This is a genomic window from Nocardioides sp. B129/18, from assembly GCF_055282735.1.
Genome location: NZ_JBUZJI010000010.1, coordinates 42,195 through 65,114, shown reverse-complemented (window position 1 = coordinate 65,114; position 22,920 = coordinate 42,195). Strand labels below are relative to the sequence as shown.

General features: G+C 70.0%; 17 protein-coding genes. All 17 read left to right on the top strand.

What is annotated here, in order from left to right; genetic code table 11:
* The first annotated feature begins 170 nt into the window (after nucleotides 1-170).
* The 17 genes from ACZDWJ_RS09515 (at nucleotide 171) to ACZDWJ_RS09435 (ending at nucleotide 22,906) form a co-directional block, all read left to right on the top strand.
* Nucleotides 171-1,124 (top strand): ABC transporter ATP-binding protein, encoded by a 954-nt coding sequence (locus tag ACZDWJ_RS09515; protein WP_463520713.1) that lies wholly within the window; start codon nucleotides 171-173, stop codon nucleotides 1,122-1,124.
* Nucleotides 1,125-1,134: 10 nt separating this feature from the next.
* Nucleotides 1,135-1,920, top strand: a complete 786-nt coding sequence (locus ACZDWJ_RS09510; RefSeq protein WP_463520712.1) for an MlaE family ABC transporter permease — start codon at nucleotides 1,135-1,137, stop codon at nucleotides 1,918-1,920.
* A gap of 3 nt (nucleotides 1,921-1,923) precedes the next feature.
* Nucleotides 1,924-2,751 (top strand): MlaE family ABC transporter permease, encoded by an 828-nt coding sequence (locus tag ACZDWJ_RS09505; protein ID WP_463520711.1) that lies wholly within the window; start codon nucleotides 1,924-1,926, stop codon nucleotides 2,749-2,751.
* Between the two features lie 4 nt (nucleotides 2,752-2,755).
* On the top strand, nucleotides 2,756-4,051 hold the full coding sequence (locus ACZDWJ_RS09500; protein ID WP_463520710.1) for an MCE family protein: 1,296 nt from the start codon (nucleotides 2,756-2,758) through the stop codon (nucleotides 4,049-4,051).
* Nucleotides 4,048-5,091 carry an MCE family protein gene (locus ACZDWJ_RS09495; RefSeq protein ID WP_463520709.1) on the top strand — a complete coding sequence of 348 codons (1,044 nt, stop codon included), beginning with the start codon at nucleotides 4,048-4,050 and terminating at the stop codon, nucleotides 5,089-5,091. Before ACZDWJ_RS09500 ends, ACZDWJ_RS09495 begins: the two co-directional genes overlap by 4 nt.
* Nucleotides 5,088-6,068, top strand: coding sequence for an MCE family protein (locus ACZDWJ_RS09490; protein WP_463520708.1), 981 nt, complete (start codon nucleotides 5,088-5,090; stop codon nucleotides 6,066-6,068). Before ACZDWJ_RS09495 ends, ACZDWJ_RS09490 begins: the two co-directional genes overlap by 4 nt.
* Nucleotides 6,065-7,216, top strand: a complete 1,152-nt coding sequence (locus tag ACZDWJ_RS09485) for an MCE family protein (protein ID WP_463520707.1) — start codon at nucleotides 6,065-6,067, stop codon at nucleotides 7,214-7,216. The genes ACZDWJ_RS09490 and ACZDWJ_RS09485 overlap by 4 nt, the downstream gene beginning before the upstream one ends.
* Nucleotides 7,213-8,676: an MCE family protein gene (locus tag ACZDWJ_RS09480; protein WP_463520706.1), complete on the top strand. Its 1,464-nt coding sequence runs from the start codon at nucleotides 7,213-7,215 to the stop codon at nucleotides 8,674-8,676. The genes ACZDWJ_RS09485 and ACZDWJ_RS09480 overlap by 4 nt, the downstream gene beginning before the upstream one ends.
* Nucleotides 8,673-9,989 carry an MCE family protein gene (locus tag ACZDWJ_RS09475; protein ID WP_463520705.1) on the top strand — a complete coding sequence of 439 codons (1,317 nt, stop codon included), beginning with the start codon at nucleotides 8,673-8,675 and terminating at the stop codon, nucleotides 9,987-9,989. The genes ACZDWJ_RS09480 and ACZDWJ_RS09475 overlap by 4 nt, the downstream gene beginning before the upstream one ends.
* 26 nt (nucleotides 9,990-10,015) lie before the next feature.
* The gene (locus ACZDWJ_RS09470) at nucleotides 10,016-10,645 is read left to right on the top strand and encodes a hypothetical protein (protein WP_463520704.1); all 630 of its coding nucleotides are present in this window, start codon (nucleotides 10,016-10,018) and stop codon (nucleotides 10,643-10,645) included.
* The gene (locus ACZDWJ_RS09465; protein WP_463520703.1) at nucleotides 10,642-11,469 is read left to right on the top strand and encodes a DnaJ domain-containing protein; all 828 of its coding nucleotides are present in this window, start codon (nucleotides 10,642-10,644) and stop codon (nucleotides 11,467-11,469) included. Before ACZDWJ_RS09470 ends, ACZDWJ_RS09465 begins: the two co-directional genes overlap by 4 nt.
* A gap of 229 nt (nucleotides 11,470-11,698) precedes the next feature.
* Nucleotides 11,699-15,184: a DNA-directed RNA polymerase subunit beta gene (rpoB, locus tag ACZDWJ_RS09460; protein ID WP_463520702.1), complete on the top strand. Its 3,486-nt coding sequence runs from the start codon at nucleotides 11,699-11,701 to the stop codon at nucleotides 15,182-15,184.
* Between the two features lie 103 nt (nucleotides 15,185-15,287).
* Nucleotides 15,288-19,109 carry a DNA-directed RNA polymerase subunit beta' gene (locus ACZDWJ_RS09455; protein ID WP_463520701.1) on the top strand — a complete coding sequence of 1,274 codons (3,822 nt, stop codon included), beginning with the start codon at nucleotides 15,288-15,290 and terminating at the stop codon, nucleotides 19,107-19,109.
* A gap of 187 nt (nucleotides 19,110-19,296) precedes the next feature.
* On the top strand, nucleotides 19,297-19,884 hold the full coding sequence (locus ACZDWJ_RS09450) for a DUF4232 domain-containing protein (protein ID WP_463520700.1): 588 nt from the start codon (nucleotides 19,297-19,299) through the stop codon (nucleotides 19,882-19,884).
* Between the two features lie 50 nt (nucleotides 19,885-19,934).
* A complete protein-coding gene (locus ACZDWJ_RS09445; RefSeq protein WP_463520699.1) occupies nucleotides 19,935-21,200 on the top strand; it encodes a geranylgeranyl reductase family protein in 1,266 nt (421 codons plus the stop codon).
* 4 nt (nucleotides 21,201-21,204) lie between these two features.
* Entirely contained in the window at nucleotides 21,205-22,002 is a 798-nt protein-coding gene (locus tag ACZDWJ_RS09440) for a lysophospholipid acyltransferase family protein (protein WP_463520698.1), read from the top strand.
* Between the two features lie 10 nt (nucleotides 22,003-22,012).
* Complete coding sequence (locus ACZDWJ_RS09435) at nucleotides 22,013-22,906, top strand: NUDIX domain-containing protein (RefSeq protein ID WP_463520697.1); 894 nt, start codon at nucleotides 22,013-22,015, stop codon at nucleotides 22,904-22,906.
* Nucleotides 22,907-22,920: the final 14 nt, after the last annotated feature.

Sequence of the window (22,920 nt, the reverse complement as noted above, 5' to 3'; positions counted from 1 at the left end):
CCGCGCGGGGGAGGGCACAGGTATGTCTCGTTTCCCGGAGTCCGAGTGACGGAGACTACAAACCTGCGTAACCTCGCGGTCGACCGAGCGTTGTTACTGACCAGTGCACCCGCGCGCGATTCACGCGCGTCATCGGGCTGCGCGGCGACTGGAACTGAGGGGTACCTGCCGTGGGCGTGGAGATCAAGGTCGATGGTCTGACCAAGAGCTTCGGCAAGCAGCTGATCTGGGGCGACGTCACGCTGACGGTGCCCGCCGGCGAGATCTGCGTGATGCTCGGCCCGTCCGGCACGGGCAAGTCCGTGCTCCTGAAGACCCTCATCGGCCTCCTCAAGCCCGACCGCGGCTCGATCATCATCGAGGGCACCGACATCGCCTCGTGCAGCGAGAAGGAGCTCTACGAGATCCGCAAGCTCTTCGGCGTCCTCTTCCAGGACGGCGCGATGTTCGGCTCGATGAACCTCTACGACAACGTCGCCTTCCCGCTGCGCGAGCACACCAAGAAGTCCGAGTCCGAGGTCCGCCGGATCGTCATGGAGAAGATGGACCTCGTCGGCCTCCTCGGCGCGGAGGACAAGCTGCCCGGCGAGATCTCCGGCGGCATGCGCAAGCGCGCCGGCCTGGCGCGCGCCCTGGTGCTCGACCCCGAGATCGTGCTCTTCGACGAGCCCGACTCGGGTCTGGACCCCGTCCGCACCGCGTTCCTCAACCAGCTGATCGTCGACCTCAACGCCCAGATCGACGCGACGTTCCTGATCGTCACCCACGACATCAACACCGCCCGCACGGTGCCGGACAACATCGGGCTGCTCTACCACCGCCACCTGGCGATGTTCGGCCCCCGCGAGATGCTCCTCTCGAGCGAGGAGCCGGTGGTGCGTCAGTTCCTCAACGCCCAGCGCGTCGGCCCCATCGGCATGTCCGAGGAGAAGGACGCCGACGAGCTCGCCGCCGAGGCCGGCCAGGAGCTGCCGCCCCTGCCGCCCATCCCGATGCAGCTCGAGCCGTCCAACGGCATCGCCCGCCGCTCCCAGCGTCCGCCGGGGGAGTGGTGCCGCCTCAACGGCATCACCCCGCCTCCGGGCTCGTTCGAGGAGAACATGACCATGACCATCGGCTCCTGAGGCCCACCACGTGTCCTCTCTGACCTCCGCGCGCGTCCTCGCGCCGATCGGCACCGCAGGCAAGCTGTTCGCCTTCGGTCTCGACGTCGGCCGCGGGCTGTTCCGCCGCCCCTTCCAGCTGCGGGAGTTCATCCAGCAGGCCTGGTTCATCGCCTCGGTGACGATCATCCCGACGGCGCTGGTCGCCATCCCCTTCGGCGCGGTCATCGCGCTGCAGGTCGGCGGCCTCATCAAGCAGTTCGGCGCGCAGTCCTTCACCGGCTCCGCCTCGGTGCTCGCGGTCATCCAGCAGGCGGCGCCCATCGGCACCGCGCTCCTCATCGCCGGCGCCGGCGGCTCGGCGATCGCCGCCGACCTCGGCGCGCGCAAGATCCGCGAGGAGCTCGACGCGATGATGGTGCTGGGCATCGACCCCATCCAGCGCCTCGTGGTGCCGCGCGTGCTCGGCTGCATGCTCGTCGCGGTCTTCCTCAACGGCATGGTCAGCGTCGTCGGCGTCGCGGGCGGCTACGTCTTCAACGTGATCCTGCAGGACGGCACTCCCGGCGCCTACCTCGCCAGCTTCACGGCCCTGGCCCAGCTGCCCGACCTGTGGATCGGCCTGCTCAAGGCCCTGATCTTCGGCCTCATCGCCGGCGTCGTGGCCTCCTACAAGGGCATGAACGCCGGAGGCGGCCCGAAGGGCGTCGGCGACGCGGTCAACGAGTCCGTCGTCATCACCTTCCTCCTCCTCTTCGTCGTCAACTTCATCCTCTCCACGATCTATCTCCAGATCGTGCCGCCGAAGACGGGCTAGGACATGGCGAGCATCCGCGGCATCTACCAGCGACCCCTGGGCTTCCTCGACAACCTCGGGGAGCAGGTCGCCTTCTACCTCAGCGTCCTCAAGGCGCTGCCCCGCTCGGTGGCGCGCTACCCCAAGGAGATCCTGCGCATCCTGGCCGAGGTCACCCTCGGCTCGGGCGCGCTCGCGGTCATCGGCGGCACGGTCGGCGTCATCATCGGCATGACCTTCTTCACCGGCGCCCAGGTGGGCCTCTCGGGCTACGCCGCGCTCAACCAGCTCGGCACCGCCGCGCTCACCGGCTTCGTCTCGGCCTACTTCAACACCCGTGAGATCGCGCCGCTGGTCGCGGGCATCGCGCTGGCCGCCACCGTCGGCTGCGGCTTCACCGCCCAGCTCGGCGCCATGCGCATCTCCGAGGAGGTCGACGCCCTCGAGGTGATGGCGATCCCCTCGATGCCGTTCCTCGTGGCCACCCGCGTCATCGGCGGCCTGATCGCGATCATCCCGCTCTACGTCGTCGGCCTGCTCGCCTCCTACACCGCGAGCGCCCTGGTGGTCACCCAGTTCTACGGGCAGTCATCAGGCACCTACGACCACTACTTCGGGCTGTTCCTGCCACCAGCGGACGTCCTGTGGTCCTTCGGCAAGGTGCTCGTCTTCGCGGTCACCGTCATCCTCATCCACTGCTACCACGGCTACAACGCCTCCGGCGGCCCGGCCGGCGTGGGCGTGGCCGTGGGTCGCGCGGTGCGCACGAGCATCGTGGCCATCAACGTGATCGACCTGTTCCTCTCGATGGCCATCTGGGGAACCACGACCACCGTGCGATTGGCGGGGTGAGGGCATGCGACTCCTCGGCGGCTTCAAGGTCCTCGGCATCGGCTTCCTGGCGCTCCTGCTGGCGCTGGTGTGGCTGACCTACGCGATCTTCACCAAGCAGTTCAGCAGCTACGACGAGGTCACCCTCAAGACCTCGACGATCGGCCTGCAGCTGCCCTCGCGCGCGGACGTCAAGATCCGCGGCGTCATCGTCGGCGAGGTGCTCGACGCGACCACCGACGGCGACGGCGCCACGGTGACGCTCGGCATCTACCCGAACGACCGGCACCTCATCCCGAGCAACGTCACCGGCTCGATCGTGCCCAAGACCCTCTTCGGCGAGAAGTACGTCTCCCTCGTCGTGCCGGAGGGCGACACCGCCAAGCCGATCAGCACCGGCGCGGTCATCGAGCGCACGCAGGTCTCCACCGAGGTCGAGCAGGTGCTCTCCGACCTCTACCCGCTGCTCACGACGGTGAAGCCGGCCCAGCTCAACATGACCCTCAACGCGCTGGCCACGGCGCTCGAGGGCCGCGGCGAGCTCATCGGCAAGAACCTCGAGACCGTCGACTCCTACCTCAAGCGGCTCAACCCGCAGATCCCGAAGCTCGTCGACGACCTGCGCCTGACCTCGCAGGTCTCCGACACCTACGCCCAGGTGCTGCCGCAGGTCGGCCAGATCCTGCGCGACACCGTGAAGACCACCACGACGCTGGAGGGTCGCGAGCAGAAGCTCAGCAAGCTCTTCACCGACGTCACCGCGTTCTCCAACACCACCCGCGGGTTCCTCGACGTCAACGGCGACAACCTGATCCAGCTCGGCAAGATCGGGCAGCGTCAGTTCGAGGTGCTCTCGCGCTACTCCCCGGAGTTCGCCTGCCTCTCCCAGGGCATCTACAACGCCGGTCGCCCCTTGGCCCAGGCCTTCCGCGACTACATGCTGCACATCGTCCTGGAGACCCTGCCGAACCAGCCGCGCGCCTACGACGCCGGGGACACCCCGGTCTTCGGCGAGAACCGCGGTCCGAACTGCCTGCACCTGCCGAACCCGCCGTGGAACCAGAAGAACCCGGTCCGCGCGCAGCCCAACTTCGCCGACGGCGTCAACCGCCCCACCGGCAAGGGCACCAGCCGCGTCGCGCCCAGCTACTACTTCCGTGACGGCTCGATCGGCGACGGCTACATCGCCAGCCCCCAGGAGAACGCCCTGCTCCGCAGCCTGCTCGCCCCCGGCCTCGGGGTCTCCGACGCCGACGTGCCCGACCTCGGCCCGCTGCTGGTGGGCCCCCTCGCCCGGGGAGCGAAGGTGAGCCTCGGATGAGCGCCCGCAGCCTCCTCGACAAGAAGACCACCGGCGACCTCGTCCGGCTCGGCATCTTCATGCTCGTCACCGCCCTGGCCACCAGCCTGCTGGTGATCGTGATCGGCAACTTCACCTTCCAGCGGTCCAGCCAGTACCGCGCGGTGTTCTCCGACGCCGCCGGCGTCAACAAGGGCGACGACGTCCGCATCGCCGGCGTCAAGGTCGGCACCGTCAAGGACGTCGCGGTGGCCGACGACGGCGACCGCGCGCTGGTCACCTTCTCGGTGCAGGACTCCGCCGAGCTCACCGGCGCCACGCACGCGACGATCCGCTACCGCAACCTCGTCGGCCAGCGCTACATCTCGCTGACCCAGGAGGGCGACGACGCCACCCGGCTCAAGCCCGACTCCACGATCGGCGTCGACAAGACCCGCCCCGCGCTCGACCTGACGATGCTGTTCAACGGCTTCAAGCCGCTGTTCCAGGCGCTCTCGCCCGACGACATCAACAAGCTCTCCTACGAGGTCGTCCAGGTCTTCCAGGGCGAGGGCGGCACGCTCGAGGACCTCCTGCGCAGCACGGCGTCGGTCACCAACACCCTCGCCGACCGCGACCAGGTCATCAAGGCGCTCATCACCAACCTCGACGACGTGCTCGCCAACCTCGGCGACCGCAACACCCAGCTCAGCCGCCTGATCGTGAACTTCCGGACGCTGGTGGCCGGCCTCAAGGCCGACCGCAAGCCGATCCTGGACTCCCTCGACCAGATCTCCGCACTGGCCGTGCAGACCGCCGACCTCGTCAAGGGCATCCGCAGCCCGTTCACCGAGGACATCAAGCAGCTGCGTCGCTTCAGCGCGAACCTCGACCGCAACAAGGGCGAGATCGACCGCGCGCTGCAGGTGCTGCCCCAGAAGCTCAACAAGGTGGGCCGCACGGCCACGTACGGCGCCTGGTTCAACTTCTACCTGTGCCAGGTGCCGGCGGTGGTGCTTCCCGTCCTCGGCCGCATCCCGGTCAACTATCAGTCCAAGCAGGATCGGTGCTCGCTGCGATGAAGCCCTTCCGAGAGCGCAACCCCGTGGTGGTCGGGGCGGTGAGCATCGCCGTCCTGATCGGCCTGTTCCTCGCCGCGTTCCGCGCCCAGGACCTCCCGCTGATCGGCGGCGGCGACACCGTCTACGCCGAGTTCGCCGAGGCCGGCGGCCTCAAGGCCAACGACCCCGTCCGCATCGCCGGCGTCCGCGTCGGCAAGGTCGACTCCATCGACCTCGACGGCGGTCACGTCAAGGTGGCCCTGCGCATCGACACCAAGACCCGCCTCGGCGACGCCACGCGCGCCGACATCAAGGTCGCGACGCTGCTGGGCTCGATGTACGTCGACCTCGCGCCGGCGGGCTCCGGCAGCCTCGACGACGGCTCCCGCATCCCGGTGGCCCGCACGAGCTCGCCCTACGACGTCGTCGACGCCTTCTCCGGCCTCGCCGACACCGCGTCGCGGATCGACACCGACCAGCTCGCGAAGTCGCTGACCACGCTGGCCGATCTCACCCGCAACACCCCCGAGGAGTTCCGCTCCGCGCTCCAGGGCGTCTCGGCGCTCTCGGCGAACATCGCGGCGAAGAACACCCAGATCAACTCGCTGCTGAAGAACCTCCAGCGGGTCAGCACCACCCTGGACGCCCGCGACCAGGACATCGTGTCGCTGATGAAGGACGCCGACGTCCTCTTCCGCGCGCTGGTGGCTCGCCGCGACGCCGTCCACAACCTGCTCGTCTCGACCTCGCAGGTCTCGCGCCAGCTCAGCGGGCTGGTGCGCGACACCCGCGCGGACCTCAAGCCGGCCCTGCAGAACGTGGAGCGCGTGCTGGCGGTGCTGAACAAGAACGAGGACAACCTCGACGAGTCGCTGCGCCTGCTGGCGCCCTTCTACCGGGTCTTCGCCAGCACCCTCGGCGGCGGCCCCTGGTTCGACACCTACATCCAGAACCTGCTGCCGATCCCGAACCTCGGAAACGGAGGTGGCGTCGGATGAACGCCTCGGTCCTGCGCCGGGCCGCGGTGCCCGTCGTCCTCGTCGTCCTCCTCGTCACCGCCGCGATCGTGATGGTGCGCGGCGACGGAGACAAGAAGCTCACCGCCGAGTTCCCGCGCACCGTCTCGGTCTACGTCGGCAGCGACGTCCGCGTGCTGGGCGTGCCGGTCGGCAAGGTCACGAAGGTGACCCCGGCCGGCACCAAGGTCGAGGTCGAGATGACCTACCGCGACTCCCTCAAGGTGCCCGCGGACGCCAAGGCCGTGATCATCGCGCCGTCGATCGTCGGCGACCGCTACATCCAGCTCACGCCCGTCTACACCGGCGGCGCCGTGCTGGCCAGCGGCAAGGTCCTCGGCGAGGACCGCACCGCGGTGCCGCTGGAGCTCGACCAGATCTACTCCAGCCTCGACGACCTCACCGTCGCCCTGGGCCCGAAGGGCGCCAACTCCACCGGCGCGCTGAGCGACCTGCTCAAGACCACCGCCAAGAACTTCGGTGGCCAGGGCGAGCGGTTCAACCAGACCATCGGGAACTTCTCCAAGCTCTCCGCGACCCTCGACGCCAACAAGGAGGAGCTCTTCGGCTCCACCAAGGCGCTGGGCCAGTTCGTGAAGACCCTCGCCGACAACGACACCACGGTGCGCCGCTTCAGCCAGTCGCTGGCCGACGTCAGCACCCAGCTCTCCGGCGAGCGCGAGGAGCTCGCGGCGTCGCTGCGCAACCTCGGCATCGCGCTCACCGACGTCTCGGACTTCGTGAAGACCAACCGCGACGTCCTCGGCCGCGACATCAAGGGCCTCAACCGCGTCGCCAAGGTGCTGGTCAAGCGTCGCGACCAGCTCGACGAGTCCCTCAAGGCCGGCCCGCTGGCGCTGAACAACCTGGCGCTGACCTACAACCCGCAGGCCGGCACCCTCGACACCAACGCCAACGTCGGCCTGCTCGGCAAGCAGCTGACCCAGAACCCGGCGCTGTTCCTGTGCACCTACCTCGAGGACGCGGGCGCCCCCGCGAGCCTGTGCAACCTGCTCAAGGGGATCCTGCCGCGGCCCGGCGCCGTCGCCGCCCTCAAGGGCCAGACCGTGCCCGACGGCCGGGATCGCTTCGATCCCTCCCTCGGCGGCCTCGTGGAGGTGGCCCGATGATCCGCCGCACCGCCCGTCCCGGTCGCCTGCGTCGCGCCGTGCGCCTGGGCGCGGTCGTCGCGCTCGGCTCGGTGCTGCTCAGCAGCTGCCAGTTCGACGTCTACGAGATGCCGCTGCCCGGTGGCGCGAACACCGGCTCGGACCCCATCACGGTCACCGCGGAGTTCCGCGACGTCCTCGACCTGGTGCCCAAGTCGACGGTGAAGGTCGACGACGTCACCGTCGGCGAGGTCACCAAGGTCGATCTCGTCGGCTACCACGCCAAGGTCACGATGAGGCTCAAGCGCTCGGTCGACCTGCCCGACAACGCCATCGCCGACATCCGCCAGACCAGCCTGCTCGGCGAGAAGTTCGTGTCGCTCTCCCCGCCGCTCACAGCGCCCAGCCAGAACCGCCTCGGCAACGGCGACACCATCGACCTCGACCGCACCGGCCGCAACCCGGAGGTCGAGGAGGTCTTCGGCGCGCTGAGCCTGGTGCTCAACGGCGGCGGCGTCGCCCAGCTCAAGACCATCGCCGGCGAGCTCAACAAGGCCCTCGACGGCCGTGAGGACTCCGCGCGCAGCGTCCTGACCCAGATCAAGACGCTCACCACGAACCTCGCCGACAACAAGAGCGACATCGTCAACGCGATCGAGTCCCTCAACCGCCTGGCGCTCTCGGCGAAGAAGCAGCAGACGAACATCAACCTGGCGCTCGACGAGCTGCCCAGCGCGATCTCCTCGATCAACCGCCAGCGCGACGACCTCGTCAAGGTGCTGCAGGCGCTCAACCGCCTCGGCGACGTCGGCGTCCGCGTCATCAAGGCGGCCAAGGACTCCACGATCGAGACCGTCCGCCAGCTGCAGCCGGTGCTCACCGAGCTCGCCAACTCCGGCGACGCGTTCGTCAAGGCCTTCAGCGCCTTCCTGACCTTCCCGTTCGTCGACGAGGTCGTGGGCCGCAACCCGCAGGTCGCCAAGACCCTGCCCATGGGCGACTACACCAACCTCTCGGTCGAGATCGACCTCTCCGGCGGCGCCGGCCTGCCCACGGGCATCCCGACGCTCCTGCCCTCCGACCTCGACCCCACGGTCGTGATCGGCGACGTCCTCGCCTGCCTGCGCAGCGGCAGCCTCACCAGCGCGGCCTGCAAGCGGGTGCTCGCGAAGCCGCAGCTGCTGCTGCAGCTGCGCAAGGAGTGCCAGAAGCCGGCCAACAACGGCGTCCTGGTCTGCACCCTGCTCAACGCCATCCCCGGCCTGCCGCAGCTCCCGGGCCTCGGCTCGGGTCTCTCCGGCTCGACCGGCTCCGGCGGCCTGCTCGGCGGCCTCGGCTCGGCGCTCGGCAGCACCCTCGGCCTCAACCGACCCGGGCTCGGCTACGTCGATCCCCAGCGAGGACCCACCATGCGCCAGATGACCGAGGCCTTCGACCCCGGCCTCGTCGAGCTCCTCGTCCCCGGGATGGTGGCCCGATGATCACCCGTCGCACCAAGCTCCAGCTGCTCGTGTTCGTGCTGATCACGCTGCTCGGCGTCACCTACGTCGGCGCGAAGTACGCCAAGCTCGACCGCTTCGTCCGCACCACCGACTACCCCGTCACGGTGCACCTGGCCTCCTCCGGCGGCCTGTTCGCCGGCAGCGAGGTCACCTACCGAGGCGTCCAGATCGGTCGCGTCGACCGCCTCGAGCTCACCGAGCAGGGCGTCGACGCGAAGCTGTCGATCGAGAAGGCCTACGACACGATCCCCGCCGACACCCTCGCCGTGGTCGGCAACCGCTCCGCCGTCGGCGAGCAGTACCTCGAGCTGCAGCCGCAGACCGACGACGGCCCCTACCTCAAGGCCGACAGCCAGGTGAAGGTCGCGGACACCCGCACCCCGCTGCCCACCGAGAAGCTGCTGGCCGACATCAGCGACACCGTCTCCTCGGTCGACCAGCAGGCGCTGAGCACCACCGTCGACGAGCTCGGCAAGGCCTTCGCCGGCACCGGTCCCGCGCTCCAGCGCCTCATCGACACCGGCACCTCGTTCATCAAGACCGCGAACGACAACTTCGAGACCACCACGGCGCTGATCCGCGACAGCAACAAGGTCCTCACCACCCAGGTCGACCAGACCACGGCGCTGAAGACCTTCGCCAGCCAGCTCTCGCAGTTCAGCTCGGTGCTGGCCGGGGCCGACCCCGACCTGCGCCGCCTCATCGACAACGGCTCGGGCGCGGCCATCGAGCTGCGCACGTTCATCGAGGACAACCAGGTCGAGCTCGGCTCGCTGATCAACAACGCCGTCACCACCGGCAAGGTCATCGTGCAGAACATCCCGGGCATCCAGCAGTTCCTGGTGATCTACCCCTACGTCGTCGAGGGCGCCTTCTCCGTGGTCTCCAAGACCGCGGCCACGGGCCTCTACGACGCCCACTTCGGCCTGATCCTCAGCACCAAGAACCCCTGCGAGGCGGGCTACCAGGGCACCAAGCAGCAGACGCCGCAGTCGAAGACCCGCTTCGACGACCTGCCGATGAACACCGCCGCGCGCTGCACCGAGCCGCCCACGAAGAGCAACGCCCGCGGCGAGCAGAACCTGCGCCCGCGCGTCGGCGCCGACTACTCCGGCGGCACCGCTCCCACCGTCGCGTCCTTCGACCCGGCCACCGGCCGCCTCACCTGGGGCGACCCGGCCGACGACCCCCGCACGTCCGCTCAGGTGCCCGCAGGTAGCGTGGCGCCGGCGACGCTCGGAGAGGACTCGTGGAAGTGGTTGTTCCTGCAGCCCCTGACGGCCGGTCGGTGACCCCGCCGGGAGGCTCCCGGCTCCGGGTGGTCCTGCTGGCCGTCCTGCTGGTGGTGGCGCTGGCCTCGGCCGGCACCCTCGTCGCCCTGCTGGTGCGCGGCGGCGGCACCAACAGCCAGGCCGAGCGCGACGCCACGATGAAGGTGGCGCGGGACTTCATGGTGCGCCTGAACACCTACGGACCCGACGACCTCGACGCCCAGAGCAAGCAGATGCCGGCCTATCGCAAGGCCGTCACCGCGCTGATCACGCCGAAGTTCAAGGCCTCGTTCGAGAAGAGCGTCAGCCTGGCCGAGCAGACCGTCGCCCAGGTGAAGCTGGACCGCAAGGCCGACCTGTTCGGCGCCGGCGTCTCCTCGCTGGACTCCGACTCCGCCACGGTGCTGGTCGCAGGCTCCTTCACCAACGCCTACGACCAGGCCGACGGCAAGCGGTTCACCGACGAGCCCGCGCCCTTCCGCGTCGCGGTCCAGCTGGTGCGCATCGACGGGAAGTGGCTCGTCGACGACTTCGCCCCGGTGAGCGCGGCCGACGCCGGCGACGGCACCTCCGGCTCCACCGACGCCCCGTCCGGTGCCGCCAGCCCGTCGTCCAGCCTGTCGTCCAGCCCGTCGTCCAGTCCCTCGGCCGGCACGAGCGAGGGGAGCGCCCCGTGACCCCCAGCTGGTACGACGTCCTGGGCGTCGAGCCCGACGCCGACGACGCCGCCATCCGCGCCGCCTGGCGCGGCCAGATCGCCGAGCTCGACCCCAGCGACCGGCGCTTCCGCACGCTCAACCAGGCCGCCGAGGTGCTCCTCGACCCCGTCGCCCGCGCCGCCCACGACGCCGAGCTCTCCGGCTCCGCTGCTCCTGCTGCCTCGGATCCGGAGCCGGCGGTCGGGCCCACCCCGACGTCGGCCGAGGAGTCGAAGCCCGCCACGCCCGCCGAGCCCGCCAAGGCGCCGAAGCCCGCGAAGGAGCCGAAGCCCGCCAAGCCGGCCAAGGAGCGCCGTCCGCTCCCGCAGGTGCCGGGATGGAGCCTCGTGGTGGCCGCCGTCGCCGCGGCCGCGCTGCTGGCCGGCGCGCTCGTCGTGGGGCTGACCCGCGGCGGGGGCGAGGTCGACGACGCCGGGGCCGACCAGGCCGAGGCCGTCGCCGTGCGCTCCCTGGGCCCGGTGCTCTCCTACGACTACAAGACCCTCGACCAGGACGCCGCCGCCGCGCGCAGCTACCTGACGTCGTCCTACGCCAAGGACTACGACAAGCTGTTCGCGGTCATCAAGCAGAACGCCCCGGGCCTCAAGGCGGTCGTGCAGGCCAAGGTCGTCGACGCCGGCGTCGTGCGCACCGGCGAGGACCGCGTCGAGGTGCTGCTCTTCGTCGACCAGACCACCACGAACGCCAAGACCACCGCGCCGGTCGTCTACAAGAACCAGGTCACCGCCACGATGGTGCGCCAGGACGGCGAGTGGCTCGTCGGGGACCTCACCACCTCCTGAGGCTCCTGAGGCTCCGAGGCTCCTGACCGCGGCCACCGGGGGAGAGGTGCTTGACCGCCGGCCCCCGGCGGGCGATCATCATCGCGGTGGTTTGACGCCGGTCTTGTCGCGCGCCCGGAAAACGGGTACCGTAGCGCTTTGCGTCTGCCCTCAGATGCCCTCTGCCTGTCCGGTGGCCGAGTGGTGGGGGGTGGCGCCGTCGACGAGCCGACCAGCCGAAGGATCCCTCTTGGCCGCGCGCACCGCCTCTGGTTCCAACCCCCGTCGCATCTCTTTTGCGAAGATCAAGGAGCCGCTCGAGCTCCCGCAGCTCCTCGCCCTGCAGACCGCCAGCTTCGACTGGCTGATCGGCAACGACCGCTGGACCTCCGTGGTCGAGCGCCGTCGCTCCGAGGGCGAGGACGTGTCCGAGAAGTCCGGTCTCCAGGAGATCTTCGAGGAGATCTCCCCGATCGAGGACTTCTCCGAGACCATGTCCCTCTCGTTCGAGAACCCGGTCTTCTACGACCCCAAGTACACGGTCGAGGAGTGCAAGGAGAAGGACTTCACCTACTCCGCGCCCCTCTACGTCTCCGCCGAGTTCACCAACAACGACACCGGCGAGATCAAGGGCCAGACGGTCTTCATGGGCGACTTCCCGCTCATGACCGACAAGGGCACCTTCGTCATCAACGGCACCGAGCGCGTCGTCGTCTCCCAGCTGGTCCGCAGCCCGGGCGTCTACTTCGAGCGCACCGCCGACAAGACCTCCGACAAGGACATCTACACCGCCAAGCTCATCCCGAGCCGCGGTGCCTGGCTGGAGTTCGAGATCGACAAGCGCGACCTCGTGGGCGTGCGTCTGGACCGCAAGCGCAAGCAGAACGTCACCGTCCTGCTCAAGGCGCTCGGCTGGACCAACGAGCAGATCCGCGAGGAGTTCGGCGAGTACGAGTCGATGATGCTGACCCTGGAGAAGGACTCCACCCAGGGCCAGGACGACGCGCTGCTCGACATCTACCGCAAGCTCCGCCCGGGCGAGCCGCCCACGCGTGAGGCCGCGCAGACGCTGCTGAACAACTACTACTTCAACCCCAAGCGCTACGACCTCGCCAAGGTCGGCCGCCACAAGATCAACAAGAAGCTGGGTCTCACCCAGGCCTTCGACCAGCAGACGCTGACCGTCGACGACATCGTCGCCGCGATCAAGTACATCGTCGCGCTGCACGACGGCCGCGAGGAGCTCCCCTTCGCCGAGGCGCCCGCCGAGGGCCCCGAGGCGCTGCCGATCCTGGCCGACGACATCGACCACTTCGGCAACCGTCGCATCCGCACGGTGGGCGAGCTGATCCAGAACCAGCTCCGCACGGGCCTGGCCCGCATGGAGCGCGTGGTCCGCGAGCGCATGACCACCCAGGACGTCGAGGCCATCACGCCGCAGTCCCTGATCAACATCCGCCCGGTCGTCGCGGCGCTGAAGGAGTTCTTCGGAACCTCCCAGCTCTCGCAGTTCATGGACCAGACCAACCCGATCGCGGGCCTGACGCACAAGCGTCGTCTCAACGCCCTCGGCCCCGGTGGTCTCTCCCGCGACCGCGCCGGCATGGAGGTCCGCGACGTCCACCCGTCGCACTACGGCCGCATGTGCCCGATCGAGACCCCTGAGGGCCCGAACATCGGTCTGATCGGCTCGCTGGCCTCCTTCGGTCGGATCAACCCGTTCGGCTTCATCGAGACGCCGTACCGCAAGGTCACCGACGGCCAGGTCACCGAGCAGATCGACTACCTGACCGCCGACGACGAGGACCGCTTCGTCATCGCCCAGGCCAACGCCGTGGTCGACGCCGAGGGTCGCTTCACCGACGAGCGGGTGCTGGTGCGCCAGCGCGACGGCGAGGTCTCCGAGGTCCTGCCGGCCGACGTCGACTACATCGACGTCTCGCCGCGCCAGATGGTCTCGGTCGCCACCGCGCTCATCCCGTTCCTCGAGCACGACGACGCCAACCGCGCGCTCATGGGCGCCAACATGCAGCGTCAGGCCGTCCCGCTGATCACCAGCGACAGCCCGATCGTGGGCACGGGCATCGAGTACCGCGCCGCCGTCGACGCCGGTGACGTCGTCACCGCGACCGCGGCCGGCGTCGTCCAGAACGTCTCGGCGGACCTCGTCGAGACCATGAACGACGACGGCACCTACTCCGCCTACCGCCTGGCGAAGTTCCGCCGCTCCAACCAGGGCACCTGCATCAACCAGCGTCCGCTGGTCTCCGCGGGCGACCGGGTCGAGGTCGGCAGCCCCATCGCCGACGGTCCGTGCACCGACGACGCCGAGATCGCCCTGGGCACCAACCTGCTCGTGGCGTTCATGCCGTGGCAGGGCCACAACTACGAGGACGCGATCATCCTCAGCCAGCGCCTGGTGCAGGAGGACGTCCTCACCTCGATCCACATCGAGGAGCACGAGGTCGACGCCCGCGACACCAAGCTGGGTCCGGAGGAGATCACCCGGGACATCCCGAACGTCTCCGAGGAGATGCTGGCCGACCTCGACGAGCGCGGCATCATCCGCATCGGCGCCGAGGTCACCACCGGTGACATCCTCGTCGGCAAGGTCACGCCCAAGGGCGAGACCGAGCTGACCCCCGAGGAGCGCCTGCTCCGCGCGATCTTCGGCGAGAAGGCGCGCGAGGTCCGCGACACCTCGATGAAGGTCCCGCACGGCGAGTCCGGCACCGTCATCGGCGTCCGGGTCTTCGACCGCGAGGACGGCGACGAGCTGCCGCCGGGCGTCAACCAGCTGGTGCGCGTCTACGTCGCGCAGAAGCGCAAGATCTCGGTCGGCGACAAGCTCGCCGGACGCCACGGCAACAAGGGCGTCATCGCCAAGATCCTCCCCGTCGAGGACATGCCGTTCATGGAGGACGGCACCCCGGTCGACGTGATCCTGAACCCGCTGGGCGTGCCGCGACGCATGAACATCGGCCAGATCCTCGAGCTGCACCTGGGCTGGCTGGCCAAGCAGGGCTGGGACCTCAACCTCACCGGCGACCCCAACGACGAGGAGTGGAAGCGCCGCCTCATCAAGATCGGCGCCGACAAGGCCGAGCCGAACAGCAAGGTCGCGACCCCGGTCTTCGACGGTGCCCGCGAGGACGAGCTCATCGGCCTCCTCGGCGCCACCATCCCGAACCGCGACGGCGTCCGCGTCGTCGGCGAGGACGGCAAGGCCCGGCTCTTCGACGGTCGCTCCGGCGAGCCGTTCCCGGACCCGGTCTCGGTGGGCTACATGTACATCCTCAAGCTGCACCACCTCGTGGACGACAAGATCCACGCGCGCAGCACGGGCCCGTACTCGATGATCACCCAGCAGCCGCTCGGTGGTAAGGCGCAGTTCGGTGGCCAGCGCTTCGGCGAGATGGAGGTGTGGGCCATGGAGGCCTACGGCGCCGCCTACGCCCTGCAGGAGCTGCTCACCATCAAGTCCGACGACGTGCCCGGTCGCGTCAAGGTCTACGAGGCGATCGTCAAGGGCGAGAACATCCCCGACTCCGGCATCCCGGAGTCCTTCAAGGTGCTCGTCAAGGAGATGCAGTCCCTCTGCCTCAACGTGGAGGTCCTCTCCCAGGACGGCTCGAGCATCGAGCTCCGTGACGCGGAGGAGGACGTCTTCCGCGCCGCCGAGGAGCTCGGCATCGACCTGTCCCGTCGCGAGCCCAGCTCGGTCGAAGAGGTCTGATCCGATCGGCCGGCCCGTGACGCCCAGGCGTCGCGGGCCGGCCGCCGGGTCGACATCCCGCCTACCTCTCAAGCCTTAGAACCAACGAAGGGTTGCAGCCACCGTGCTCGACGTGAACTTCTTCGACCAGCTTCGGATCGGCCTGGCCACCGCGGACGAGATCCGCCAGTGGAGCCACGGCGAGGTCAAGAAGCCGGAGACCATCAACTACCGCACGCTCAAGCCCGAGCGTGACGGCCTCTTCTGCGAGAAGATCTTCGGTCCCACCCGGGACTGGGAGTGCTACTGCGGCAAGTACAAGCGCGTGCGCTTCAAGGGCATCATCTGCGAGCGCTGCGGCGTCGAGGTGACCCGCTCCAAGGTGCGTCGTGAGCGCATGGGCCACATCGAGCTCGCCGCGCCCGTCACGCACATCTGGTACTTCAAGGGCGTGCCCAGCCGCCTGGGCTACCTGCTCGACCTGGCGCCGAAGGACCTCGAGAAGGTCATCTACTTCGCCGCCTACATGATCACCTCGGTCGACGAGGACGCCCGTCACCGCGACCTCAGCACCCTCGAGGGCAAGGTCGGCCTGGAGCGCGAGCGCCTCGAGCGTCGTCGCGACCAGTCCCTGGAGGACCGCGCCAAGAAGCTCGAGGAGGACCTCGCCGCCCTCGAGGCCGAGGGCGCCAAGGCCGACGCGCGCCGCAAGGTCCGCGACGGCGCCGAGCGGGAGATGAAGCAGCTGCGCGACCGCGCGCAGCGCGAGATCGACCGCCTCGAGGAGGTCTGGGACACCTTCAAGTCGCTGAAGGTCCAGGACCTCATGGGCGACGAGCTGCTCTACCGCGAGATGAAGAACTGGTTCGGCAAGTACTTCGAGGGCCACATGGGCGCCACGGCGATCCAGAAGCGCCTCCAGGACTTCGACATCGCGGCCGAGGTCGAGAACCTCCGCGAGACCATCGCCACGGGCAAGGGCCAGAAGAAGGTCCGCGCCCTCAAGCGCCTCAAGGTCGTCGACGCCTTCCGCAAGACCGGCAACCAGCCGATCGGCATGGTGCTCGACGCCGTCCCGGTCATCCCGCCGGACCTGCGTCCGATGGTGCAGCTCGACGGTGGCCGCTTCGCGACCTCCGACCTCAACGACCTGTACCGCCGCGTCATCAACCGCAACAACCGCCTCAAGCGACTGCTCGACCTCGGTGCACCCGAGATCATCGTCAACAACGAGAAGCGGATGCTGCAGGAGGCCGTCGACTCGCTGTTCGACAACGGCCGTCGCGGTCGCCCCGTCACCGGCCCGGGCAACCGGCCGCTGAAGTCGCTCTCCGACATGCTCAAGGGCAAGCAGGGTCGCTTCCGTCAGAACCTGCTCGGCAAGCGCGTGGACTACTCGGGCCGCTCGGTCATCGTGTCGGGTCCGCAGCTGAAGCTGCACCAGTGCGGTCTGCCCAAGCAGATGGCGCTGGAGCTGTTCAAGCCCTTCGTCATGAAGCGCCTGGTCGACCTCTCGCACGCGCAGAACATCAAGTCCGCCAAGCGGATGGTCGAGCGCGCGCGTCCGGTCGTGTGGGACGTGCTGGAGGAGGTCATCACCGAGCACCCCGTGCTGCTCAACCGTGCCCCCACCCTGCACCGCCTCGGCATCCAGGCCTTCGAGCCCCAGCTGATCGAGGGCAAGGCCATCCAGATCCACCCGCTGGTCTGCACCGCCTTCAACGCCGACTTCGACGGCGACCAGATGGCGGTCCACCTCCCGCTCTCCGCGGAGGCGCAGGCCGAGGCCCGGATCCTGATGCTCTCGACGAACAACATCCTCAAGCCGTCCGACGGCCGCCCGGTGACGATGCCGACCCAGGACATGATCGTGGGCCTGTTCTTCCTCACCACCGAGCGCGAGTCCGCACCCGGCGCGGGTCGCGTGTTCTCCTCGCAGGCCGAGGCGATCATGGCCTTCGACCGCGGCGAGATCAGCGTCCAGAGCCCGGTCCGGATCAAGTTCGAGGGCGAGCTCCTCGAGACCACCCTGGGCCGCACGCTGTTCAACGACACCCTCCCGGCGGACTACCCGTTCGTGAACTACGCGGTGGGCAAGAAGCAGCTCGGCGCCATCGTCAACGACCTCGCCGAGCGCTACGGCAAGGTCGAGGTCGCCGCCTCCCTCGACGCCCTCAAGGACGCCGGCTTCCGCTGGGCGACCTTCTCCGGCGTCACCGTGTCCATCGACGACGTCACGACGCCGGCGGACAAGGTCGAGATCCTCTCCGGCTATGAGAAGCAGGCCGCGAAGATCCAGAAGGACTACGAGCGCGGCCTCATGACCGAGGAGGAGCGCCGTCAGGAGCTCGTCGAGATCTGGACCGACGCCAGCCGCAAGGTCGGCGAGGCGATGGAGAAGGCGTACGACCGCGCCAACCCCATCTTCATGATGGTCGACTCCGGCGCGTCCGGAAACATGAACCAGATCCGTCAGGTCGGCGCCATGCGAGGCCTGGTGGCCAACCCGAAGGGCGAGATCATCCCGCGTCCGATCAAGGCCAACTTCCGTGAGGGCCTCTCGGTGCTGGAGTACTTCATCTCCACCCACGGTGCCCGCAAGGGTCTGGCCGACACCGCGCTGCGCACGGCCGACTCCGGCTACCTCACGCGTCGTCTGGTCGACGTGTCGCAGGACGTCATCATCCGCGAGGACGACTGCGGCACCGAGCGTGGTCTGCCCAAGCGGATCGCGGTGCGCCAGGAGGGCGGCTCGGTCGTCAAGTACGAGAACGCCGAGACCGCCGCGTACGCGCGGTCGGCCGCGGTCGACATCGTTCACCCGGCGACCGGCGAGGTCCTCGTGACCGCCGGCTCCGACATCGGCGACGTCAAGATCGCCGAGCTCATCGAGGCCCAGATCGAGGAGGTCAAGGTCCGCTCGGTCCTGACCTGCGAGGCCCGCACCGGCACCTGCGCCAAGTGCTACGGCCGCTCGCTGGCCACCGGCAAGCTCGTCGACATCGGCGAGGCGGTCGGCATCATCGCCGCCCAGTCGATCGGCGAGCCCGGCACGCAGCTGACCATGCGCACCTTCCACACCGGTGGTGTGGCGTCGGCCGACGACATCACGCAGGGTCTGCCCCGCGTCGTCGAGCTCTTCGAGGCCCGGTCCCCGAAGGGTCGCTCGCCGATCTCCGAGGCCGCCGGCCGGATCCAGATCGAGGACACCGACAAGGCCCGCAAGGTCCTCGTCACCCCCGACGACGGCTCCGAGGTGCAGGAGTACCCGGTCTCCAAGCGTGCGCGTCTGCTGGTCGCCGACGGCGACCACATCGAGGTCGGCCAGAAGATCACGGTCGGCACCGAGGACCCGCAGGACGTCCTGCGCATCCTCGGCGTGCGTCGCGCCCAGGAGCACCTGGTCGACGAGGTGCAGAACGTGTACCGCTCGCAGGGCGTGTCGATCCACGACAAGCACATCGAGATCATCGTGCGCCAGATGCTGCGTCGGGTCACGGTCATCGAGTCCGGCGACACGAACCTGCTGCCGTCCGACCTCGTCGACCGCGTGATCTTCGAGGAGGAGAACCGTCGCGTGGTCTCCGAGGGCGGCAAGCCGGCCTCGGGTCGCCCGGTCCTCATGGGCATCACGAAGGCCTCGCTGGCGACCGAGTCGTGGCTCTCGGCGGCCTCCTTCCAGGAGACCACCCGCGTGCTCACCGACGCCGCCATCAACGGCCGCTCCGACAGCCTCCGCGGCCTGAAGGAGAACGTGATCATCGGCAAGCTGATCCCGGCGGGCACCGGTCTCGAGCGCTACCGCAACGTGCGCGTCGAGCCCACCGAGGAGGCCCGTGCGGCCGCGTACGCCGTCACCGGCTACGACAGCTACGACTACGAGTTCGGCTCGGCCGGTCAGGCCGTCGCCCTGGACGACTTCGACTTCGGGTCGTACCAGAACTGATCGCAGTCATCGAACGGCCCGTCGGGGGAGACCCCGGCGGGCCGTTCGCCCGTTCCTGGGGTCCGGCGGGCACGCCGGGACGTTCAGGAAGATCTCAGGAGATCGGCGACAACCCCGCGGCATCGGGGCGGGTCACATCACTGGAACGACCGAGAGCCGGTCGTGAAGACACCAGGAGATGATCCGCATGATCCGGTCCACCCAGACCGACGCCGAGCGCCCCGCCCGCCGCGTGACCCGCGCGCTGGCCGCCGCCGGGATCCTCGCCGCCACCGCCGCCGTCGCGGTTCCCGCAGTCAACGCCTACGCCAACCCCTCCGACCTCGCGCCGTCCTCCGCCCGGGCCACCACGCCGTCGGCGTGCACCCCCGGTGACGTCTCGGTCTCCTACCGCGTCACCGACGCCGGCGCCGGCCAGCGGTTCGGCAAGCTCGTCGTCACCAACACCTCCGGCAGCGCGTGCAGCATCCGCGGCTACGGCGGCCTGTCCTACGTCGGCGGTGGCGACGGCACCCAGATCGGCGCCTCGGCCACGCGCACCAGCGGCACGGTGCGCACCGTCGTCCTGGCCCGCGGCGCCAAGGCCGTGAGCGAGGTGCAGGAGAGCGTCTCGAAGAACTACTCCGTCGGCGCCTGCCAGCCGCGCAAGGTCGACGGCCTGCGGGTCTACCTGCCGGGCGCCACCGCGTCGACGTACGTCGCGCACCCGACCACCGGCTGCGCGTCCACGAAGATCCACCTGCTCAGCCACACCCCGTTCCGCGCGGCCGCCTGATCCTCACCACCACGAGGTCGGGGTCACCCGAGGCCTGACACAATGGCAGGGTGATCCCGACCTCGACCGACGTGCTGGTCGTCGGCGCCGGCCCGGCCGGCTCGGCGGCCGCGGCGTGGGCGGCCCGCGAGGGCGCCGACGTCGTCCTCGCCGACGCCGCGGTGTTCCCGCGCGACAAGACCTGCGGTGACGGCCTCACGCCGCGCGCCGTGCACGAGCTCTCCGAGCTCGGCCTCGAGGACTGGCTGCGGGCCCACACCGTCAACCAGGGCCTGCGGGCGCACGGCTTCGGCCAGACGCTCCTGCTGCCCTGGCCGGGCGGGTCGCTCCCGTCGTGGGGCAGCGCCGTGGCCCGCACCGAGCTCGACGACCACCTGCGCACCGTCGCCCTGAAGTCCGGCGCCGTCGGCGTCGACGGCCTGCGCGCCGTCGACGTGCGGATGAGCGCCGGGCGCGTCACCCACGTGATCTTCGAGCGCCGCTCCGGCGAGCGTGGTGCGGGGCGCACCAGCGAGACGGTCGAGATCGCCTGCCGGCGGCTCGTCGTCGCCGACGGCGTCCGCTCCCCGCTGGGCAAGGTGCTGGGCCGCGAGTGGCACCGCGACACCGTCTACGGCGTCGCCGGCCGCTCCTACGTCGCCTCCACGATGAGCGACGACCCGTGGATCTCCTCCCACCTCGAGCTGCGCGGCGAGCAGGGCGAGATCCTCTCGGGCTACGGCTGGATCTTCCCGCTCGGCACCGGCGAGGTGAACGTCGGCGTCGGCACCCTGGCCACCGCCAAGCGTCCGGCCGACATCGCCGTGCGCCCGCTCATGCAGTTCTACGCCGACCAGCGGCGCGAGGAGTTCGGCCTCTCCGGCGAGCTGCGGGCCCCCGCCTCGGCCCTGCTGCCGATGGGCGGCGCGGTGTCCGGCGTCGCCGGCCCCAACTGGGGCCTCATCGGCGACGCCGCCGGCTGCGTGAACCCGCTCAACGGCGAGGGCATCGACTACGGCCTCGAGACCGGTCGGATGATCGCGCGGCTGCTCGTCGAGCAGCCCGATCGCGAGCTCTCCGAGATCTGGCCCAATCTGCTGCGCGAGCACTACGGCGAGTCCTTCTCCATCGCCCGGCGCCTGGCCGGCCTGGTCACCGTGCCCGGTCTCCTGGCCGCGCTCGGCCCCGCCGGCATGCGCTCGGACCTGCTGATGACCCTCGCGCTGCGCTGGATGGGCAACCTCGTCACCGACGAGGACCGCGACCGCTCGGCTCGCGTGTGGCGCTGGGCCGGCCGTCGCTCCCTGGCGCGCGACGCGCGTCCGCCCTTCGCCTAAGCCGGTGACCCGACGCGAGCGGTGGTACGACCGCAGCATCCGCACCGGCGAGCGGCTCTTCGCCCGCCTGCATCTCGACGTCCGGATCGAGGGCGCGCGGCACATCCCGCTGCACGGTCCCGTGGTGCTCGCCAGCACGCACTCCTCGTTCCTCGACTTCCTCTTCGTCGGCCAGGCCGGGGTGAGCCGGGCCCGCTACGTGCGGTTCCTGACGCGCCACGACATCTGGAACGCGCCGCTCGTGGGCCGGGTCATGGACGACATGCGGCACGTGCCCGTCGATCGCGCGGCGCCGGCCGCGGCCTACCTCCGCGCGCGCCGGCTGCTGCGCGAGGGCGAGGCCGTCGGGATCTTCCCCGAGGGCGGGGTGGCCTTCTCCTCGACCGTGCGCCACCTCATGCCCGGTGCCGCCGCCCTGGCCGCCGAGACCGGTGCGCCCCTGCTGCCCGTGGCGGTGTGGGGCGGCAACCGGCTCTGGCCCGCCGGTCCGAAGGTGAACGGCCGCATCCCCGCGCCCGACCTCACCCGCGGACGTCGGGTCGACGTGCTCGTCGGCGAGCCGATCCTCGTGGCGCCCGACGCCGACCCGCGTGCGGTCACCGCCGACCTCGGTCCCGTGCTCACCACGATGCTGGAGTCGCTGCAGCGCGCCGAGCACCATCGTCCGGCTCCCGACGACCACGCCTGGTGGCACCCGGCCCACCTCGGCGGGCATGCGCCGGACCCCGTGGAGTCCTCCAGCACCCTGGAGAACCTGCCGTTCGGTGCGGTGCCGCCCACCTGGGGACCCTGGCCGCACTAGCCTGGAGGGCATGGAGAGCGCACCTCGGCACCAGCGCCTGGCGGCCTACGCCGTCGTCGTCTCCGCGCATCGGGTGCTGCTGTGCCGGCTCTCCGAGCGCGTCACCGACGTCGAGCTCTGGACGCTGCCGGGCGGCGGCGTCGAGCACGGCGAGCACCCCCGCGACGCCGTCGTGCGCGAGGTGCACGAGGAGACCGGCCTCGACGTCGTCGTCGGCGAGACCGCCCGCGTGCACTCGGTGCACCACCCGGACTTCGAGCGCGACGGCCGCTGGGACTACCACTCCGTGCGGCTGGTCTACGACGGCCGGGTGCCGGACGACGCCCCCGAGCCGCGGGTAGTCGAGGTCGACGGCACCACCGCCGAGGCCCGCTGGCTCCCCCTCGCCGCGGTCGTCGCGGGAGAGGTGCCGCTGGTGCCGCTCGCGCGGGCCGAGCTGATCGGACGTGAGCCGGTGCGCAAGCAGCGTCTCGCCGCCGTCGCCCTGGTCACGCGGCCGGGGGAGCGGGGCGAGGACGTCCTGCTGGCCCGGCTCGGGCCCACCGCCCCGCACGCGGGCCGATGGACGCTGCCCGGCGGCGGCGTCGAGCACGGCGAGGCCCCGCGCGACGCCGTGCGTCGCGAGCTGGCCGAGGAGTGCGGCGTCGAGGCCGAGGTCGGCGCGCTGCTCGACGTCGTCGACCGGCACTTCGAGGGCCGAGCGCCCTCGGGACGGCAAGAGGACTTCCATGCCGTGCAGCTGGTGTTCGCGGCGCGGGTCGACCCGGCGGCCGAGCCGCGGGTCGTCGAGGTCGACGGCACCACCGACGCCACCGCCTGGGTGGCGCGGGCCGACGTGGAGGCGGGCGTCGTCGAGGTCACCGACCTCGTGCACGCGGTGCTCGCGGCCTCCGGGGCGAGCTGAGCCTCTGCCGTGGC

What these genes read in the sequence shown, in the direction of transcription:
- ACZDWJ_RS09505 (WP_463520711.1), top strand. Translation starts at nt 1,924, where the DNA reads ATGGCGAGCATCCGCGGCATCTACCAGCGACCCCTGGGCTTCCTCGAC.
- ACZDWJ_RS09500 (WP_463520710.1), top strand. Translation starts at nt 2,756, where the DNA reads ATGCGACTCCTCGGCGGCTTCAAGGTCCTCGGCATCGGCTTCCTGGCG.
- ACZDWJ_RS09495 (WP_463520709.1), top strand. Translation starts at nt 4,048, where the DNA reads ATGAGCGCCCGCAGCCTCCTCGACAAGAAGACCACCGGCGACCTCGTC.
- ACZDWJ_RS09490 (WP_463520708.1), top strand. Translation starts at nt 5,088, where the DNA reads ATGAAGCCCTTCCGAGAGCGCAACCCCGTGGTGGTCGGGGCGGTGAGC.
- ACZDWJ_RS09485 (WP_463520707.1), top strand. Translation starts at nt 6,065, where the DNA reads ATGAACGCCTCGGTCCTGCGCCGGGCCGCGGTGCCCGTCGTCCTCGTC.
- ACZDWJ_RS09480 (WP_463520706.1), top strand. Translation starts at nt 7,213, where the DNA reads ATGATCCGCCGCACCGCCCGTCCCGGTCGCCTGCGTCGCGCCGTGCGC.
- ACZDWJ_RS09475 (WP_463520705.1), top strand. Translation starts at nt 8,673, where the DNA reads ATGATCACCCGTCGCACCAAGCTCCAGCTGCTCGTGTTCGTGCTGATC.
- ACZDWJ_RS09450 (WP_463520700.1), top strand. Translation starts at nt 19,297, where the DNA reads ATGATCCGGTCCACCCAGACCGACGCCGAGCGCCCCGCCCGCCGCGTG.
- ACZDWJ_RS09435 (WP_463520697.1), top strand. Translation starts at nt 22,013, where the DNA reads ATGGAGAGCGCACCTCGGCACCAGCGCCTGGCGGCCTACGCCGTCGTC.